Source organism: Paenibacillus sp. FSL E2-0190, from assembly GCF_037992965.1.
GTDB lineage: Bacteria > Bacillota > Bacilli > Paenibacillales > Paenibacillaceae > Paenibacillus_AQ > Paenibacillus_AQ odorifer.
The window spans coordinates 6,143,260-6,161,140 of the sequence record NZ_CP150306.1 but is presented as its reverse complement, the minus strand read 5'-3'; the positions used below and the strand labels follow the sequence as shown (position 1 = coordinate 6,161,140).

General features: G+C 46.3%; 16 protein-coding genes. 10 read left to right on the top strand and 6 right to left on the bottom strand.

Annotated features, from left to right (window positions below; genetic code table 11):
* Positions 1-17: 17 nt before the first annotated feature.
* The 3 genes from NST25_RS27050 to NST25_RS27040 form a co-directional block, all read right to left on the bottom strand.
* The gene (locus NST25_RS27050; protein ID WP_036680215.1) at positions 18-350 is read right to left on the bottom strand and encodes a DUF5665 domain-containing protein; all 333 of its coding nucleotides are present in this window, start codon (positions 348-350) and stop codon (positions 18-20) included.
* Positions 351-498: 148 nt separating this feature from the next.
* A complete protein-coding gene (locus tag NST25_RS27045; RefSeq protein WP_076128671.1) occupies positions 499-996 on the bottom strand; it encodes a YtxH domain-containing protein in 498 nt (165 codons plus the stop codon).
* A gap of 252 nt (positions 997-1,248) precedes the next feature.
* On the bottom strand, positions 1,249-3,015 hold the full coding sequence (locus NST25_RS27040) for a glycoside hydrolase family 13 protein (RefSeq protein WP_305953968.1): 1,767 nt from the start codon (positions 3,013-3,015) through the stop codon (positions 1,249-1,251).
* A 446-nt stretch (positions 3,016-3,461) separates the two neighbouring features.
* Between NST25_RS27040 and NST25_RS27035 the strand changes: the two genes are divergently transcribed.
* From NST25_RS27035 to NST25_RS27020, 4 genes are all read left to right on the top strand, one after another.
* Positions 3,462-4,811 carry a maltose ABC transporter substrate-binding protein gene (locus tag NST25_RS27035; RefSeq protein ID WP_339188527.1) on the top strand — a complete coding sequence of 450 codons (1,350 nt, stop codon included), beginning with the start codon at positions 3,462-3,464 and terminating at the stop codon, positions 4,809-4,811.
* A gap of 18 nt (positions 4,812-4,829) precedes the next feature.
* On the top strand, positions 4,830-6,137 hold the full coding sequence (locus NST25_RS27030; protein WP_076128669.1) for a sugar ABC transporter permease: 1,308 nt from the start codon (positions 4,830-4,832) through the stop codon (positions 6,135-6,137).
* The gene (locus NST25_RS27025) at positions 6,134-6,970 is read left to right on the top strand and encodes a sugar ABC transporter permease (protein ID WP_076128667.1); all 837 of its coding nucleotides are present in this window, start codon (positions 6,134-6,136) and stop codon (positions 6,968-6,970) included. The genes NST25_RS27030 and NST25_RS27025 overlap by 4 nt, the downstream gene beginning before the upstream one ends.
* Before the next feature lie 308 nt (positions 6,971-7,278).
* On the top strand, positions 7,279-8,283 hold the full coding sequence (locus tag NST25_RS27020) for an asparaginase (protein WP_076128665.1): 1,005 nt from the start codon (positions 7,279-7,281) through the stop codon (positions 8,281-8,283).
* Positions 8,284-8,414: 131 nt separating this feature from the next.
* On the opposite strand, the gene NST25_RS27015 is transcribed toward NST25_RS27020, so the two are convergent.
* On the bottom strand, positions 8,415-8,639 hold the full coding sequence (locus NST25_RS27015) for a DUF1128 domain-containing protein (protein WP_036680203.1): 225 nt from the start codon (positions 8,637-8,639) through the stop codon (positions 8,415-8,417).
* A gap of 143 nt (positions 8,640-8,782) precedes the next feature.
* On the opposite strand from NST25_RS27015, the gene yyaC reads away from it, so the two are divergent.
* The 6 genes from yyaC to NST25_RS26985 all read left to right on the top strand — a co-directional run bounded on the left by yyaC (position 8,783) and on the right by NST25_RS26985 (position 16,693).
* A complete protein-coding gene (gene yyaC, locus NST25_RS27010) occupies positions 8,783-9,307 on the top strand; it encodes a spore protease YyaC (RefSeq protein ID WP_248549634.1) in 525 nt (174 codons plus the stop codon).
* A gap of 108 nt (positions 9,308-9,415) precedes the next feature.
* Positions 9,416-10,222, top strand: coding sequence for an alpha/beta hydrolase (locus NST25_RS27005; RefSeq protein ID WP_076128663.1), 807 nt, complete (start codon positions 9,416-9,418; stop codon positions 10,220-10,222).
* 194 nt (positions 10,223-10,416) lie between these two features.
* The gene (locus NST25_RS27000) at positions 10,417-11,088 is read left to right on the top strand and encodes a DUF6483 family protein (protein ID WP_248549635.1); all 672 of its coding nucleotides are present in this window, start codon (positions 10,417-10,419) and stop codon (positions 11,086-11,088) included.
* The gene (locus tag NST25_RS26995) at positions 11,046-11,906 is read left to right on the top strand and encodes a PhzF family phenazine biosynthesis protein (protein WP_248549636.1); all 861 of its coding nucleotides are present in this window, start codon (positions 11,046-11,048) and stop codon (positions 11,904-11,906) included. The genes NST25_RS27000 and NST25_RS26995 overlap by 43 nt, the downstream gene beginning before the upstream one ends.
* 88 nt (positions 11,907-11,994) lie before the next feature.
* Positions 11,995-13,185, top strand: a complete 1,191-nt coding sequence (locus NST25_RS26990; RefSeq protein ID WP_076303094.1) for an SAM-dependent methyltransferase — start codon at positions 11,995-11,997, stop codon at positions 13,183-13,185.
* Positions 13,186-14,044: 859 nt separating this feature from the next.
* Positions 14,045-16,693 (top strand): O-antigen ligase family protein, encoded by a 2,649-nt coding sequence (locus tag NST25_RS26985; protein WP_339188523.1) that lies wholly within the window; start codon positions 14,045-14,047, stop codon positions 16,691-16,693.
* Here the strand turns inward: NST25_RS26985 and NST25_RS26980 are convergent.
* Both NST25_RS26980 and NST25_RS26975 read right to left on the bottom strand, forming a co-directional pair.
* Positions 16,682-17,338, bottom strand: a complete 657-nt coding sequence (locus tag NST25_RS26980; RefSeq protein ID WP_076185429.1) for an SdpI family protein — start codon at positions 17,336-17,338, stop codon at positions 16,682-16,684. The genes NST25_RS26985 and NST25_RS26980 overlap by 12 nt on opposite strands.
* Complete coding sequence (locus NST25_RS26975) at positions 17,338-17,676, bottom strand: autorepressor SdpR family transcription factor (RefSeq protein ID WP_051491108.1); 339 nt, start codon at positions 17,674-17,676, stop codon at positions 17,338-17,340. The genes NST25_RS26980 and NST25_RS26975 overlap by 1 nt, the downstream gene beginning before the upstream one ends.
* Between the last annotated feature and the right edge of the window lie 205 nt (positions 17,677-17,881).

The following is a 17,881-nucleotide window of genomic DNA, read 5'->3' as shown; positions in this document are numbered from 1 at the left end:
GATTGATAGTCTTGCGGTTAGCTATTAGCATCAATGTATTTTTTAATTTCGCCAAGATACTCTCCGATTACTGGAACATTAAGAAAAAGACTAAGAATGTAGCCTAATAAACCAAGGACTACAAATGTTCCGAGAGATAGTCCAAGTCCCCGAGATATACCGGCCATCAGGTTTGTGATGATTCTTTTTTTCGGATCTGAATAGTTGTCGAGAATGTCTTTGAATTCTGATTTTTCCAGTGAGTGAGCGATCTTATCAAGACGACTGTTTAAGCGTTTCACTTCATGTCGCAACTCGAAAGGATGTTCATCAATTTCATAAGGTTTTGTTTGGTTATTTGAATCTGCCATGCGCCATCCCTGCTTTCTATAGCCCGAACGGGCATTAATTAAATGTCTAGTTGTATCTGCTGATGTGAATAAAGGTGTAACTAAACAACAGCCAGCTGCGGTCAGCTGGCTGTTGTTTGTTAAAGTGATAGCTGTATGATGCCGCAGATTAGTAATTGGATTTATAGGAGGATTTTACATCCTCTTTCGCATCCTTAGCCTGATTGGCAACCTCTTTAGAGGATGCTTTAGCTTCATCAGCTACGTCTTTAGAGGCGTCTTTAACATCCGAGCTTACATTGCTTGAGGCTTCACTTACAGTGTCACCAATTTTACTTCCAGCCTCTTGAAGAGTGGCGGCAATTTGTTGTTTGCTGTCACTGACAGTGGTATAGATATCAGAAGCTTTATCTGACACCGTACTAGCCAAATCGGTTGCTTTTTCGCCAACTGTTGTCGCAATAGCTTTGGTTTTGTCAGTTACGGCACCAGCAACTTCTTTGGTCTTGTCTGTAGCTTGAGAAAGTTTATCTGACAGATCACTGCGCATTTCACGACCAGGCTTTGGTGCAAATAGCAGGGCTGCTGCGGCACCAATTAAGCTACCAATAAAGATACCTTTTAATAAGCTGCTTCCGTTCTCTACTTCATGTTCTACGTTACTCATCACCAATCACTCCTTATAATTTATCTTACTTCGTATATAAACTTTGGCGTATGGGCTGAAACAGTTGAAGAGCAAGGGAGAGATTACGGGAGTTTAAGGGAGGATACGGTAACCTAGAGGGCTTTAGGTCATATAAACCGCGTTTTTAAGGCTTTATCAACATTTGTTTATGCGCAAAAAGAAGGCGAAGACAGGCTGTGATATGCAGCATATGTCTCCATCCTTCCACGATTGAATTTATAATGTTACGGATTAATCATTAACGGCTTGGAGTACCGCATAGCCGAATTCAGGCAGATTCAGATGCAGCTGGGATGTGGAGGTTTCAGTCCGCTTCTGCGTCTTTAGATTTACCCATATCGTGTCTGCTCCGGTTACAGGAATGATGACTTCGGCCATAACATCTTCATTGTTCAATACGATTATGAACCGGCTTTGTTTGTCCCACCGCTCATATACAAGCAGCTTTGGATAACCCGGAATCTCCAGCGCTTTAAATCCACTGCTCCGGAATGCGGGATGAGATTTACGAAGGCTGATCGTCCAGCGATAGTATTCGAACAATTCTTGATTCTGTTTCTGGGAGTCCCACTCCATACATTTTCGGTTGTCCGGATCGTATCCGCCATCCATGCCGATTTCATCGCCATAATAAACACAGGGTGCTCCTTGAAAGGTCATCTGGAACAAAACGGCCAGCTTTAACTTCCTGATGTCACCGCCACAAAGTGTCAGGAAACGAACTGTATCATGGCTGTCTAGCAGATTAAAGGCGGCTTCCGTAATTTGCTGCGGATAATTCGCTAGCATAGTAGCAACCGACTGAGAGAATTGTGCAGCATTGATCTGTCCGTGAGCGAAAAAATTAATTTGAATATTCGTTAGCGGGTAATTCATAACGGCGTCAAATTGATCGCCAAGCAGCCACGGCAAGGAATCATGCATGATTTCTCCTACGAGATAGGCTTCTGGATTAATGCTTTTGATCGTACTGCAGAATTGCCGCCAGAACGAATGGGAGACTTCATTTGCGACATCAAGCCGCCAGCCGTCTATACCGATTTCCTCGATCCAATAGCGGCCTGCATTCAGTAGATATTCTATGACTTCAGGATTCTCAGTGTTGAACTTAGGCATGATAGGCTCAAATGCAAAGGTGTCATAGGTGGGAATTCCGTCGATGACCTGTGGCGGCCACTCGCGTACATGGAACCAATCCGCATAACGTGAAGATTGCCCGTTCGCGAGCAGATCAACAAATGGCGGGAAGGTATGACCGCAATGATTAAAGACACCGTCCAGGATGACACGGATGCCTTTGGAGTGACAGGAGTCCACAAGCTCTTTCAGCAATGTATTGGTGCCAAAATGAGGATCGACCAAATAATAATCTTTTGTATCGTATTTATGATTGGTGGTTGCCGCAAATAAAGGATTAAAATATATAGCATTGATGCCCAATTCACAGAGATAATCCAAATGATCTAGTACACCCTGTAAGTCCCCTCCGAAGAAATTCCGAGGACTCGGCGTGCCGCCCCATTCCAATACATCTGTCGGATCATTGGTGGGATCCCCATTCGCGAAACGCTCCGGGAATATTTGATAAAATACTGCATCTTTCACCCACGATGGAGGGGAGTGCACATCTTCACGATTCAAAAATGGAAAGTCGAACAAGCCCTCATATACCACAGCAGGTGGCTCTGGATAAAAACCTTTTTCCAAAAAATAAAGAACTTCGTCTTTGTCATAAAGCGCAAAGTAATACGCGAGTCTGCGGTAAACGGGACGGACGGAGGCTTGCCAGTAATCGAACAAGCCGTCAGAAGCGAGGCGCTGCATTGGAATGACCTCATGCGTTTTGTCCCAGCCAAATTTATCTCCACAGAAAAGATCGATCTGTGATACGTTGTCCCGCTTAGTTCTTATGCGAATATGAAGTGTAGACTCATCGTAGGCATATGACCAATTTTGTCCCATACGGTGATAAACGGCTTCCGGTTGAATCATACTCATTTTCCATCCCTTCGGGCATGTAAACGCAAAAAAGGGCCAACCTCATGATTTTCAGAGGTTGAACCCTTGGCGGTTTCATTGCCTTTAAATTTGTCTGCATCTTACCATAACCCTCAAGAGCAAAGCAAGAGGTTATTTCACAAGAATTTACAATATGGAATTTTTAGTATGTGGTAGGGATAAAGAGAAAATAAAAGAAAAGAAAAGATAAACTTTGTTAAACCGTCTTTTTTGGACTTATACTCTGATTGCAATCAAAATTATGGATATTATAGAATGAGGGCGAACGAACTTGATTTTTCATAACACGCATTCAAATTAAAGGCACTGTTACCTGGAAAGGTACAACCTCGGCACTTTGTGCAAATGAGGTTGTACCTTTTTTATATGCTTTTTTTCAATGCGGGTTAGGTTTAATCACTCATGAACGAAGGGGAGATGAGCAAATGAAGAAGAGTAAACGTTCCAAAATGCAAGCGGTAACATTTAGTTTAGTCCTATGCCTGCTGTTAACTTTGACGGTCACCGCATGCGGTTCAGGCAATGGGAACTCCGCATCAAAGCCGAATTCGAGTCCGAATTCCGCAGTGAACGAGCCGGGGGGAACCACAAATGAGACAAATACTTCCGGAGAGAATACCACCGATGAGGAAATGAAACCAGAAGCAGGGGCCAAACTGATGGTCTGGGAAGCCAAGGAGCAGCTTGAGTACATGAAGCAGATTGCTGCTGATTTCGAAAAAGAATATGATGTTCCCGTCACAGTTGAGGAAATGGCAGGTGGTGATCAAGGCGCAAGACTGGCGACGGATGGTCCGTCTAAACTTGCTGCAGATGTGTTGACTCTGCCCCATGACCAGATCGGGCAAGCCGTAAAAGCAGGGCTGCTTTTGCCAAATGATGTTTTTGAGGAAGAAACCAAATCAACGATGGTGGCAACAGCCGTTCAGGCATCGTCTTATGATGGCATTCTTTACGGTTATCCTAAATCGGTAGAAACCTATGCGCTGTTCTACAACAAGGACCTGATTCCTGATGCTCCTAAAACGTGGGATGATGTGATTGCTTTTGCAGATACGTATAACAATCCGAAGGAAAACAAATTTGCAATCATGTGGGAATTCGTCGGATATTACAGCTATCCGTTTATTGGCAGCTTCGGCGGATATATTTACGGAGACAACAATACGAATTTCAAGGATATTGGATTGAACAATGAAGGCACTATCAAAGGGTTTACGTTTCTGCAGAGCCTCAAAAAAATTCTGCCTTTGAATGCAGGAGATATCACTTATGACGTGAAAACACAGTTGTTCCAAGAAGGTAAGCTGGCGATGAATATCGACGGGCCGTGGTCCATAGCGGCGTTTAAGGAAAATGTTAACCTGGGTGTGGCGCCTCTTCCAAAGGGACCTGACGGTCAAGACAGTCTTTCTTTCTCCGGGGTCAAATCGTATTATGTCAACTCATATACGGAATATCCGGTCGCAGGCCGTTTGTTCGCACATTTTGCAAGCAATAAGGAGAATCAGCTTAAGAATTTTGAGATGACGGGAGCGATTCCTGCGAGTATAGAGGCTGGAGAAGCGCCGGAAATCAAAGATGACCCTATTATTGGCGGATTCTTCGAGCAATTCCAAAATTCCGTTCCAATGCCTTCCGTTTCAGAAATTAAATCGGTCTGGGAACCCCTAAAAGCAGCGTTTGTGTCCCTGTGGAACGACTCAAATCTTGATGTTAAACAGACGCTGGATCAGACTGTAACCACGATTCAGGCCGATCTGGAGTCGAAGTAAAGGGCAGGTGATTTAACCATGAGGAAGAAAACAGGCGCAGCGCTACTCTCGGCTATTATTCCGGGACTGGGCCAGTTCTACAACCGGCAGTGGCTGAAAGGATTGGTATTCCTGCTGGTGGGGTCTGCTGGAATCTACTATATTGCTCATGATCTGATGGGACATTTGCATGGCTTAATTACGCTTGGTGAATTTCCAAGCCGTATGGTCAAGGTAGGCAAATTAACCCGGATGGTGGAAGGCGACCACTCCATTTTTATGATGATCAATGGTCTAATGGCATTGCTGGCGCTGCTCTTTTATACAGCTTTTCATTTACTGAACATCAGAGATGCATTCCTAGTTGGAGCTGCACGGGACCGGAAAGAGCCCATTCATTCATTCGCTGAATCGCTCAGAGCTATGGGGCGGAGGAATTTTGCCTATCTTGTCCTCGCGATTCCCTTTGTGGCCGTGGTTTTTCTGACGATATTACCACTTGTTTTTTCGGTGCTACTGGCGTTTACAAACTATGCCGACCCGATTTTACCGCCAGCACATCTGGTAGACTGGGTGGGTTTCGGTAATTTTAATAAAATGCTTAGTCTGGATGTCTGGAGTTCCACCTTCGGTGGAGTGCTGACTTGGACCTTGATCTGGGCGGTTATTGCTACTGCGACGACTTACATTGGAGGTGTGCTCATTGCAGTACTTATTCACCAGCCCCGTGTCCGCTGCAAAAAGCTTTGGCGCACACTTCTGATCGTTCCTTTCGCTATTCCCAATATGATTTCTCTGCTCGTCATGCGCAATATGTTCAATAATCAATTCGGACCGATCAATAGTTATTTAAGAGCCTTGGGACTGGAGGGTGTGGCCTGGCTAACCAATCCTTTCTGGGCTAAGGTCACTGTAATTCTGGCTAATATGTGGATCGGCATTCCGGTGACCATGATTCTGGCCTTCGGGGTGCTGACAACAATTCCGAAGGATATGTATGAAGCGGCAGAAGTAGACGGTGCTGGGTCATTTTATAAATTCCGCATGATTACGCTGCCCATGGTATTGTTCGCAACCGCACCTATCCTGATTATGCAGTTTGCCGGCAACATTAACAGCTTTAATGTCATTTATCTAATGACTAACGGAGAACCGGTTAATCCTAACTACCAGTACGCGGGCCACACTGACCTGCTGGTGACTTGGCTTTATAAACTGGCGCTGAACCAGTCACAGTACAGCTTTGCTTCTGTCATCGGGATTGTCATCTTCCTGATGGTCGCGACATTCTCCATCTGGAGCTACCGGCGGACGCGATCCTTTAAAGAGGAGGATATGATTGCATGAAGCTAAGACTGACGGAAGCGTTAAAAACGTTTGGAAGCCATTTATTGCTGATTGTGCTCAGTTTTATTAGTCTTTTCCCAGCCTTCTGGATTATTATGTCTTCGTTCAAAACAGGAAACAGTTTGTTCAGTGACTCATTGATTCCTAAGAATTTCACCTTTGTTCATTACAAGGAACTGTTTGAGCAAACTAAATATTTGTTATGGTTCATGAATACGCTAAAGATTGCGGCGTTGTCTACGCTGCTCGGCACCTTTTTGCTGCTGCTGACTTCGTACGCCATTTCTCGTTATCGATTTACGGGCAGAAAAACTACACTAACCACGCTCCTAGTTCTGCAGATGTTTCCGGGATTTATGGCTATGATTGCAGTATACGTGCTGCTGAACACACTTGGGCTACTGAATTCTCATTGGGCACTTGTGCTCGTGTACAGCAGCGGTGCTATTATCACGAATGTTTTTGTGGCTAAAGGTTTTTTTGATACGATCCCTAAAAGCTTGGAAGATGCTGCGCGAATGGATGGGGCGAGCCATATGAAAGTATTTCTTTCTATCATGATCCCGTTATCTAAGCCGATGCTCACCTATGCCAGCCTTATGATTTTCAACGGCTGCTTTGTGGATTTTATATTCGCCGACCTTGTATTGCGCACGGAGGATACAAGAACGCTCGCCGTTGGGCTTTACCGGATGGTGAACCAAAGCAACTCAACCGAATTTACGTTGTTCGCTGCCGGAGCGGTATTGGTCGCTCTCCCAGTCACGCTGCTGTTCATTTTCCTACAGCGTTTCTTGGTGGATGGCCTCACCGCAGGTGCAAGCAAAGGATAAGACGAACTGTGCTACCCTTGTGAGGCTACGCCGAATTCCATAAAAACCGCTTTCTACTCAGAGATCAAGGTTCTGAGAAGGAAGCGGTTTTTTATATTTTATCCGGTTTCTAAAATCTTCTTGGTGTGGACAGGATTGAAGAATAATGAAAATAGGAGTAGAATTCCTCATGGAACCAACACTTAAGGGAGTTTGTGGAGTACTCAAAAATCCCCGGAGCACGGGGTTATTTTCTAGCATTTATTAAATGTGAATACTAATAAGTCCTTGTGAGTTATAGAGCATCTAGTTAAAAGAGGAGAGAAATCATGGAAACCGTATTAGTACGAGAGTATCGGGCGGATTTGCTGGAATGTGTCCATAGTGGGCATATTGCCATCGTAGGAGAGAACGGAAATTTAAAGGGGTATGCAGGTGATCCGGAATTTGTATCGTTCACCCGTTCAGCTGCTAAACCCCTTCAGGCTATTCCAGGCGTACGTGGGGGGATTGTGGAGCATTACGGCTTTACACCCGCAGAGGTTGCCCTGATGACCGCCTCTCATCGGGGAGAGAGCTACCATGTAGCTGCGCTAGAGAGCATATCCTCCAAGATTGGCATCGATGAGCAACAAATGATCTGTGCAACGAGTTACCCGCTGGATTATTCCAGCAGGGAGAACGCCATTCGTGGTGCGGGCAAAAGAAAGTTCTATCATAACTGTGCGGGCAAGCACATGGGTATCTTATCTTACAGTAAGCTCAAAGGTTTGCCGCTTGAAGAATACTCACAGCCGGAGCAAACGGTGCAGCGTGAGATTATCGACACCATTGCTTATATGGCCGGTGTGGCCCCAGACAGTATCGGTTTAGGTACGGACGGATGCGGGCTGCCGGTATTTGCTCTGCCTCTGACCGCCTTGGCGACGGCCTATTTGAAATTAGCCAATCCGGATTTGATTGCAGATGAAGCTACTCGCAAAGCGGTTACTACTATTACAACGGCAATGAATGCTTATCCGGAGATGGTTTCTGGATCTGGTCGCCTTGATTCTATTCTTTTGGAAGATGATAATATTATTGCTAAGGGTGGATTTAAGGGTGTGTATTGCTTCGGCTTACGCCGTGAGCGACTGGGGATTGCCTTCAAGATTCTGGATGGGTCGGAAGAAGAGTGGGGACTTATTGTACAGGGAATTTTAAATCAAATTGGTTATAGTCAGAAAAATACCTTGGAAAAGCTGCGCAATGCATTTTCAGGCGTGATTTACAATGACGGGGGTACACGAGTAGGCCATGCGGATACTGAGTTCAAGCTTAATTTCATAAAGTAGGATCATATAAAAAGAGCCCTTCGACTACGAATCCATCTTCTGGATACGCAGCGAAGGGCTTTTTTCTACGAGAAGCGGTGGTCATCTTTAAAGGACGGCAACATTGGTTCTTCTTGTAATAAGGAGAACTATTATTTATGACGTAGACGGCCGAGTTCGGAGACGAGTGCTTCCACCTGAGAAATACTCAGTCTGTCGCTGCCCATGGCTACCTCATATACATCATAGATATCTTCATAATGATCTACTGAAAAAGCGGAGGCTTGCATCGCCGCGGCACTGGCCATTTTTAATTTGTTTTTGATAGCCTCGATCATATACTCAACATTTTCCTGACTAGGCTTTGTTAAATCCATTAGGTTAAAACATCCTCTCTGTATACTGATTCATGTATTTTACCATGTTTGGCAGCTTGACCACCATTTTTTTGTCGGGTTCCCTGAAATCATGTTAAATTAAAGGCATGAGATCAAAAATATCATCGAAGGGAGGAAATGTATTGGCAATCAGAGAACAGGGAAGCGGAAAACGCATTAAAATGGACGATGCTGGATTAGTGTCCTTTTTCATGGAAATAGCTGCTCTGCATTCCGCCGAGGAAGTCACGTTCCTGTGCATTGGAACAGATCGGTCTACAGGAGATGCACTCGGTCCGCTGACGGGCAGCAAACTTGTGGAACATGGCTTCCGACATGTAATCGGTACGTTGCCGTCTCCTTGCGATGCAGATAACTTGGTGGCCAGAGTGGCTGAGATTCCCTCCGGGCATATTGTAGTTGCGGTAGATGCTTGTCTGGGTCCTCCGATCGCGCTTGGATATTACTTCGTTTCGAGTGAGCCACTACAGCCTGCACAATCGGTGGGGGCAAATCTTCCAGCCGTAGGTCACTATAGTTTGGCGGCCGTTGTAGATATGAATGGCCCGAAACCCTATAGAACGTTGCAGACCACTCCACTGCATAGAGTGATGGTTATGGCAGAACATATCGCTATAGCGGCAGCAAAAGGATTCGGACTCCAGTAGTACCCATTGGGCACTTAAAAATAAGTTGTCCGTTTCAAGGCGGGCTGTTTTGCTTAATAATAGATATTAGACACATTATCTTAGTATTCTAGAAAGAGGGAAGCAGCCATGGAAAGAGTTCGTTGTGACGGAAGCAATATATGCTACAGTGATCAGGGGAAAGGCGAAGTTATTGTATTGCTGCATGGCTTTTGTGGAAGCGCTGAATATTGGGAACAAGTCATTCCTGTCTTAAGCAGCGGCTACCGAGTGATTGCTCCCGATTTACGTGGTCACGGAGCTTCGGAAGCTCCATTAGGACCTTATAGTATTGAACAAATGGCAGATGATGTTCTGGGTCTGTTAGATTCGCTGGAGATTGCTGAATGCATCATGCTTGGTCATTCGCTTGGCGGATATATTACGCTATCGTTTGCTCAGCGTTATGCTTCTCGATTGAAAGGCTTTGGATTAATTCATTCTACTGCTTATCCAGATAGTGAAGAAGCTAAGGAAAAACGACTGAAGAGTGTCAGCGCGATTCAAAATGAAGGGATTACTCCTTTCGTAGACAGCTTCGTACCAGGATTGTTTGCTGAAGCAACCGCTTCTGCATCTCCACAGCTGCTGGAGCGCGCTAAAGAAATCGGCTACAAAACGCCTCCACAAGGAGCGGCAGGAGCTGCACTGGCGATGCGTGAGCGTCCAGATCGACGGGATGTAATTACGGCCACTACGTTGCCGGTATTGCTTGTTGCTGGCGAGCAGGATGGATTGATTCCTGCTGAACGAACCTTTACTGCGGATAAACCGAATATAACGCAAGCAACGATATCGGGTGCAGGCCACATGAGTCTTTTTGAAGCTCCTGAACGATTAGCCGAGATCATAAAGGATTTTGTTCAGGCTTCCGTTTTAGACAATAGCCGCGTATAAAAAATCATCTACAAAGAGGCAGCACGGCGCCATTATGGCGTGTGCTGCCTCTTTTTTTAAGGGCTATCTAATGATCTGGTATTCTCCTTAACTGGCATAGAATTCGGCAATGGTTTAAGATAAATCAATAGAATAACTTAAGTGGTCTGAGTCCTGAATTTTTTGCTACCACAGTACGGAAAAGGAGGAATTGCATGTTTCGAAGAGACTATATTGTCCGGATGATCGAAGATATGACGGCGATGGTTGCCAAGGTATTTTCTCTGAAGCAGGAACGGAAGACGACAGAAGCTTTATGGGAAATCGATGAGCTGTTGAACCGGCATTTTCCGCTGAATTCACGTCTTTTAAATTCACTATCTGTAGAAGATATCATAGATATGTTTCGTTTTGGCGGTGTGGTTGAGTCCGATAAGCTTCAAGGTCTGGCCAAACTGCTGAAGGAAGAAGGCAGCATTTATGCGGCAAATGGCGATAAGGATGCAGCATTATTTAGAAGTATGAGAGCTTTACATTTATATTTGTACGCGGATCTTCATGGAGCAGACAGGGAGCTGCTGCATATGACTCAGGAAATTGATGAACTCTTGCAGGATGTGCAGGCCTATCGTCTCCCGTCTAAAACGGAGCGGCTACTGTTGGAGTATATGGAGTCGGTAGGACGATATAGTAAAGCGGAGGACAGCCTCTACCGGCTGTGGGAGCAAGGAGAAGATGTTGTAATAGAAGGGGATAAGCTGTACAATCGGCTGCTGCTCAAATCATCTGCAGAATTGGAACAAGGTGCCCTTCCTCTGGAGGAAGTAGAGCAGGGGTTAAAAGAGTGGGGCAGGGTAACAGCGATACGAAAGGAAGCAGGAAGCTGATGAATACGATGAATATCCCTTTATATATTATCGATGCTTTTGCAGAACAGGCTTATTCAGGCAATCCTGCGGCGGTATGTTTACTGGAGCATCCTGTCGATGAAGGTTATATGCAGAAGACAGCGGCGGAAATGAACTTGTCAGAGACAGCTTTTCTCTGGCCAGAGGAAGATGGATACCGCTTGCGATGGTTTACACCTAAAGTTGAGGTCAAGCTATGTGGGCATGGGACTCTAGCAAGTGCGCATGTACTATGGGAGAGCGGATTGCTAGCGCCTGACATGGAAGCAAGGTTCTATACACGCAGTGGGTTGCTCAGAGCTTCTCGTTCAGGAGATTTGATCTCACTGTACTTCCCGCCTTATCAGCTTCAACCCTCTCCTGTAATTTCAGGTCTCGCAGCAGCACTTGGTATTGCAGAAGCCAATGTGGTGGAAACTATGCGATATGCTGACAATGTACTTGTACGACTGGATCAGGAAGCCCGGGTTCGCGAACTCAGCCCTGACTTCGGAGCTTTATCCGGGCTTGAAGGGAGAGGTTTCGCGGTTACCGCAGAAAGCTCTATCGAAGGTATTGATTGTATATCACGTTTTTTTGCGCCGAAGGTAGGAGTGAATGAGGATCCGGTAACAGGCTCAGCGCATACTGCATTGGCACCTTTTTGGGCGGATAGACTCAATCGTACGCAGTTGACCGCTTATCAAGCTTCGAAACGTGGAGGTTTGCTTCAGTTAGAGGTAAGTAAAGACGAGATTAAGATGTCTGGGCGAGCATTAACTATAGTTAGTGGAGAGCTGCATGTTAAGCCCTGCTAGAACAAGGAACGCCCCTTGTTAACACGTGATATAATGAACGATGATGGTTAGGAGACATAGATTCTCCATTTTTAATCCCGAAAGTGAGATGTGCGTTGTGGAATCTTTAACAGCTCTAATTGAACAACTAATTAATGACCGTACTTTGATTACGGCTACCCTAAGTCAAGTACGTTATAAAGGCGAAAATTGTACCAAAGTGCAGGTTAAACCTGTTGAACTAAAGGGGAAGCTGCATTATCAGTTTGCGTCCTATATTGGTACAAAGGTAGAACATCGCAACGTACCCGCAGAGTTAGCGGCGGAAGAAATATCTCTTTTATTTAGAGAAACTTATCGGCAAGGTTTGTTGTGTACAGTAGAAGCCGATTATCAGGTGCTTATTAGTAAGAAATTCAAAGTATCAATCCTAACCAAGTCTCCAAGTAAAAAGGAAGAGCCGGATCTAGCTCACAACCGTCGCAAACGTTATGTGCTGGAGGATGGAGAGCCTGTGCCATTTCTGGTGGAGCTTGGAATCATGAATAAAGAAGGCAAAGTGCTGGCCAAAAGATATGATAAGTTTCGGCAGATCAATCGTTTTCTGGAGATGGTAGAGGACGTGCTTGCCGATCTGCCAACAGGCCGACCGTTGACGATTGTGGATTTTGGCTGTGGAAAATCATATTTGACCTTTGCGCTGTATCACTATCTGACCGTTCGCAAGAAGCGGGAGCTTAATATCATTGGGTTAGATTTAAAAGCAGATGTGATTGAGCATTGTAACGAACTTGCTGCCAAAATCGGTTATGATCACTTGAAGTTCTTCGTGGGTGACATTGCCGAGTATAATGAGCTGGAGCAGGTGGACATGGTGATCACACTTCATGCTTGCGACACAGCTACCGATGCTGCCCTTGAAAAAGCAGTACGTTGGGGAGCGTCTGTTATTTTGTCCGTGCCTTGCTGCCAGCATGAATTATTCGCACAAATCGAAAATGAAGTAATGAGCCCTATGCTTTCGCATGGCATATTGAAAGAGCGTTTTTCCGCCTTGGCTACAGACGCCATTCGCGCCAAATTGCTCGACATGATGGGCTATAGCAGCCAGCTGCTGGAATTCATCGATCTGGAGAATACACCGAAGAACATTTTGATTCGTGCCGTTAAGAGCTCAGCCGGGGACAACTCCGTCAAATGGCGCGAATACACCGCATTCCGCGATTTTCTGGGAGCAAAACCCTACCTCGAACGCGTATGCGCGGATCTGCTTCCTACTGAGAGTTCGGTAGAAGGGTAGAGGATATTAAGGTAGAAAGCGTAGGACGGTAGGACTGTAGCATGGTAGAACGGTGACTGTAGAATGGGCACTTATAGGTGCAGCCTAATTCGATCAGTTGTCTTTTTACAACTATATAGCTTTTTTAATGGGAAATTGGATGGTGCAGCTAGTGTGATCTAATGGTTAGGACGGTGCAGTGAGTGCGATCTAATGGTTAGGACGGTACGGCTAGTGCGATCTAATGGCGACTTGGTTTAGTTGTACTTTGTGCAACTGGATATGCTCAGAAGCTGCGTTTTAGTAATTTAGTTGCACTTTGTACACTTAAAAACGAACAATACTCCGCATATGGCGGGATTCTCGAAAAACAGTTGCACAAAGTACAATTAAAGTGGAAGTCAGCAGCGAAAGCACGGGAATAGCTGCACTTTTTACAACTATATAGCTTTTTTGATGAGAATTCGGATAGTGCAGCAAGTGTGATCTAATGGTTAGGATGTTGCAGTGAGTGCGATCTAATGGTTAGGACGGTACGGCTAGTGCGGTCTAATGGTGAGTTGATTTAGTTGTACTTTGTGCAACTGGATATGCTCAGAAGCTGCGTTTTAGTAATTTAGTTGCACTTTGTACACTTAAAAACGAACAATACCCCGCATATGGCGGGATTCTTGAAAAACAGTTGCACAAAGTACAATTAAAGTGGAAGTAAGCAGCGAGAGCACGGGAATAGCTGCACTTTTTACAATTATATAGCTTTTTATGGGAATTAGGGCGGTGCGGCTCCTTTGTGGAGAGGTATCGTCTTTTTGCGTTCTAGTCTTGTATTAGTGAAATGTGGAAAGGATAGAGATAAATTAACGAATACAGGGGTATCTAAATGTGGCGTTTTAAAAAAGACCGGAGTCTGGAATCATCAATCGCATATATTTGTGGAGCCTTAGTGATAACGGCTGGGGTGGGTGCTTGTTTGTTGCGGGGATTGTTTTTTACTGAGGAGATGTATCCCTTTCTAACTTTATGGTTTGTGTTGTGTTGTACGTGCTCGCTTTATTATCTTGTTGGGGTTGGCGCATGGAGAAAAAGTGGGGGAGGTGCAGTAAGTGGTATTACGGGAGTCAATGGAGTTAGTGAAGGTAGTGAAGGTAGTGAAGTTAGCGGAGAAAATAAAGCGTTAAGAATATTATTAAGCGTCCCTTTAATTATTCTATCGCTTTATGTGATTCATTGGTTGCGCGGGCCGCTTTCCTCCCAGGGAACTATGAATGAAACGCTGCGGTGGGGCTTGTATGCTAGCTTTGCATTATTGGTTTGTTTTTGTGCGGTGAACCGGGTGGGGCGGCGGATTGTAAATGTAACTTGGTCTATGGCGGGTATGTTTTTGAGCATGAGCGCTTTGTTGGCTGTTTGTGGAGTGGTAAAGTTGCCTTTCGCTGTGGCCTACAGCAATTCATCGGAAGTGAGTGCCACAGGGGTTAGGTTAGCAGGATTGATGGAATATCCGAATGCTTTTGGTGCTGTTATGGCTGTTTTTCTGCTGGAACGGCTATTTGCTGTTGCTGTTTATTACGGGGAGCCAAAAAAGAGCGTGAATATGTTGGGAGCAAGAAGTGTTGGGCTGGGGATGGAGTGCGCAGAAGCAGAACGGAGGAGCAAAGGGGCAGGAGGCGTGGAAGCGGAGCAGGGAAAAGCGGGAAGCACGACCGCCGCGCTGCTGCGCTTGCTGCCGCTGTTTCCGTACACCGCCGCGCTGCTCCTCAGCGAGTCGCGCGGCGCATGGCTGACGGCGGCTTGCGCCTGCGCCGCCGTCTTGCTCTGGAAGCGGCAGCTAATCGCGCCGCTTCTTGCTGCTGGCGCCGCGCCCGTGGCCGTCGCGGCGCTACTCTACCGCCAACTAGCCCGTGCCGGGTTGGCGGTAGAGCCTGTGCCCGGCCTGCTGTTGCTGGCCGGGCTTTGGGCCGGCGCGCTGCTAGCCGGCCTGTGGCTGTGCCGCCGCCAGCGCAGCGCGGCGGGCACTGCCCGAGCCGCCATGCTGGCATTGGCGGCGGCGGGTTGGACGGCGGCGGGGATCGCCGTGCTCCTGCACGTGCGCGAGCGGATTACCGGACCGTCATCGACGGTATCCGCGCGCGGGCTGTTCTACCGCGACGCCTGGCGGCTAGCGGCAGAGGCACCTTGGCTGGGACGTGGGGGTGAGACTTGGCGGCATGCCTACCTTGCCGCCCAATCTCGCCCTTATGTAGGCAGCCAGGTGCATAATGGATACCTCGACATCCTGTTGAACTTAGGATTCGTTGGTCTTGCAGCCATACTCCTTATGCTGTTGGCAGCAGGCTGGCTGCTGGCTACCAAATCGCCGCGGTTGCTACCGCCGTTTCTGGTCATCGTCTTACACAGCGTCGTTGATTTTGACTGGAGCTACGGATTATTTTGGCTGCTGCTATTCTGGCTGCCAGCGCTTGCTCTAGCTGAGGGTAAGCAGAAACATCAATCTGCGCCAACCCACCCTCAGTCTGAGACCAAGCTGCCAATTCAATCCACATCTACGAACCCACTCACCAATGTCACTACACCAGCGAATCCGCTAATTGCTCACTCCACATCTACGAACCCACTCACCAATGTCTCTACACCAGCGAATCCGCTAATCGCTCACTCCACATCTACGAACCCACTCACCAATGTCTCTACACCAGCGAATCCGCTAATCGCTCAATCCACATCTACGAATCCGCTCACCGGTGTCTCTACACCAGCGAATCCGCTAATCGCTCACTCCACATCCACGAACCGGCTCCCCAATGTCACTACACTAGCGAATCCGCTAATCGCTCACTCCACATCTACGAACGCGCACATTGATGTTTCTACATCTACGAATCCGCTAATCGCTAACTCTACACCCAAGAAACAGCCCCAAATCCGCCTTCGCCGACTAATCGGAACTGCGGCATGTTGTTTTTCGCTTCTGCTGGGGGTGCTATCTTTTCACGCCGCTCAAGGAGAGAAGTTCTATCGACAAGCGATTATGTCGGTGGATCCTTCGGTGAAGGTAGAGTTGCTACAGCAATCGCTGGGTTGGAATCCCCGGTCACCTCGAACGGTTATAGCATTATCTAGGTTGCTCTCGGGTGAACAGAGCGTGAGTCTGCTTCGGCAGAGTTTGTTGTATTCTCCCGAGAATGCCAGCTTAAGCTGGGAGCTGGCTGAACGATGGATAAGCAGTGGCCGTCCGGGGGCGTCGTTATATTGGATGCGCCAGAGCCTTAGGCTGGATAAGTACAACAATGCCAAGTGGATGAAGGCGATTGAAGGGATGTTTCTTATGGGGCAAAAAAAGCTTGCAGAAGGAAATCGAAAGGAAGGCTTAGTCTGCGTCGCCTCTGGGAATGAACTTCTTCTGGAATATAGAAGGTTGGCAGAAGAGGAGGCTAATAAAGGAGGGCAACATAATGACCGTGAGTTCCAAATGACAGAACAAGCCGACGACTTGAGTCGACGGCTTAGTATGTTGGCTTTACGATTTTAGCGGACGTGAAATCATCCAGGAGTAGAGAATGGGCACGATAATTGCTAGTACGAGTGCCGTAATAATAAGAAGCTGAGACAAGGCTCCGCTCAAAAAGGCTCCTGCAAAAATAAGTAGGCCACCGATCATCCACATTATCCCGGATAGGCGATGTGTTTTTCGCCATACCTCGGGGTTGGCGAGCGTCCAGGCTGTACGAACCCCAAACAAGTAATTATCTTTTACCTGTGGCATGTAGTTGCCAAGAGCAATAAACATTATTCCAACAGCTCCTATGGCGATCTTCCCAACGTTTATATCTTTACCTAGACCGTAAGCAATCGACAGCACCAGCATTAGATTAAAAAGCACCCCAATAGCAAGTCTGCTCATGGCATAGGCATTTTCAAATTTTTTGTAATTATCCCGCTTAGGGTCGATGCTGCGTGTAAACTGCATGATCAGCGGGAGCACAATGCCTAAGATTCCGAACACAAAAATAGCTATATTTTTGTCCCAGTATCTGTTGACCTTACCCGTAATTCCAAATTGTGCCGGTAACTCCTGCGGAAGCTTGCTGTAATTGATCAGAGCGTAGGCTAATGTAGCTAAACCTAATATTACGATGAGGGTATCCTGCCATCTCCATTTGAAATCTTTCATCATTAATCCGCCTCCTTTTTGGAATCGATATCCTGACGTTGCTGCTTTCCGTCCAGCGATTTACTCTCCGTCTCCGTTTGCTTACCTGTCCCAGTGAGCTCCAATAACCAACCGAGAACCTCTTCAAGGACTGTTGTGTTTAGCGAGTACATAATAAATTGTCCTTTTCGCTCATCCTGTACAAGATCGGCATGCTTTAGCGCATTCAGATGGTGAGAAATGCTTGGCTTAGACATGTTGAAAAAATCTGCGATTTCACCTGCGGTTCGATCTTTCTCCCTTAGTAACCGAATGATTTGGCGACGGGTAGGGTCAGCTAGTGCTTTAAAGGATTCATTCATATTCCACCCTGCCTTTCGATATTTAAATAATTATCTAAATATATAATAGCTCTTTGTTTTAATAGCTGTCAATGCAGTATTCACTTAGCAATAGCGTGTGTAAAAGTGTCACCGAATCTTTAAAATTAAGGACCGTCCAAAGCCTCCTCCTGTTCATACTAACGAAGGGCATGCATTCCTTGATGCACCGAACATACGATGCAGA

What these genes read in the sequence shown, in the direction of transcription:
- NST25_RS26990 (WP_076303094.1), top strand. Translation starts at nt 11,995, where the DNA reads ATGTGCGTTGTGGAATCTTTAACAGCTCTAATTGAACAACTAATTAAT.
- NST25_RS27040 (WP_305953968.1), bottom strand. Translation starts at nt 3,015, where the DNA reads ATGAGTATGATTCAACCGGAAGCCGTTTATCACCGTATGGGACAAAAT.
- NST25_RS27005 (WP_076128663.1), top strand. Translation starts at nt 9,416, where the DNA reads ATGGAAAGAGTTCGTTGTGACGGAAGCAATATATGCTACAGTGATCAG.
- NST25_RS27025 (WP_076128667.1), top strand. Translation starts at nt 6,134, where the DNA reads ATGAAGCTAAGACTGACGGAAGCGTTAAAAACGTTTGGAAGCCATTTA.
- NST25_RS27020 (WP_076128665.1), top strand. Translation starts at nt 7,279, where the DNA reads ATGGAAACCGTATTAGTACGAGAGTATCGGGCGGATTTGCTGGAATGT.
- NST25_RS27045 (WP_076128671.1), bottom strand. Translation starts at nt 996, where the DNA reads ATGAGTAACGTAGAACATGAAGTAGAGAACGGAAGCAGCTTATTAAAA.
- NST25_RS27030 (WP_076128669.1), top strand. Translation starts at nt 4,830, where the DNA reads ATGAGGAAGAAAACAGGCGCAGCGCTACTCTCGGCTATTATTCCGGGA.
- NST25_RS26980 (WP_076185429.1), bottom strand. Translation starts at nt 17,338, where the DNA reads ATGATGAAAGATTTCAAATGGAGATGGCAGGATACCCTCATCGTAATA.
- NST25_RS26985 (WP_339188523.1), top strand. Translation starts at nt 14,045, where the DNA reads ATGTGGCGTTTTAAAAAAGACCGGAGTCTGGAATCATCAATCGCATAT.
- NST25_RS27035 (WP_339188527.1), top strand. Translation starts at nt 3,462, where the DNA reads ATGAAGAAGAGTAAACGTTCCAAAATGCAAGCGGTAACATTTAGTTTA.
- NST25_RS27000 (WP_248549635.1), top strand. Translation starts at nt 10,417, where the DNA reads ATGTTTCGAAGAGACTATATTGTCCGGATGATCGAAGATATGACGGCG.
- NST25_RS26975 (WP_051491108.1), bottom strand. Translation starts at nt 17,676, where the DNA reads ATGAATGAATCCTTTAAAGCACTAGCTGACCCTACCCGTCGCCAAATC.
- NST25_RS27015 (WP_036680203.1), bottom strand. Translation starts at nt 8,639, where the DNA reads ATGGATTTAACAAAGCCTAGTCAGGAAAATGTTGAGTATATGATCGAG.
- NST25_RS27050 (WP_036680215.1), bottom strand. Translation starts at nt 350, where the DNA reads ATGGCAGATTCAAATAACCAAACAAAACCTTATGAAATTGATGAACAT.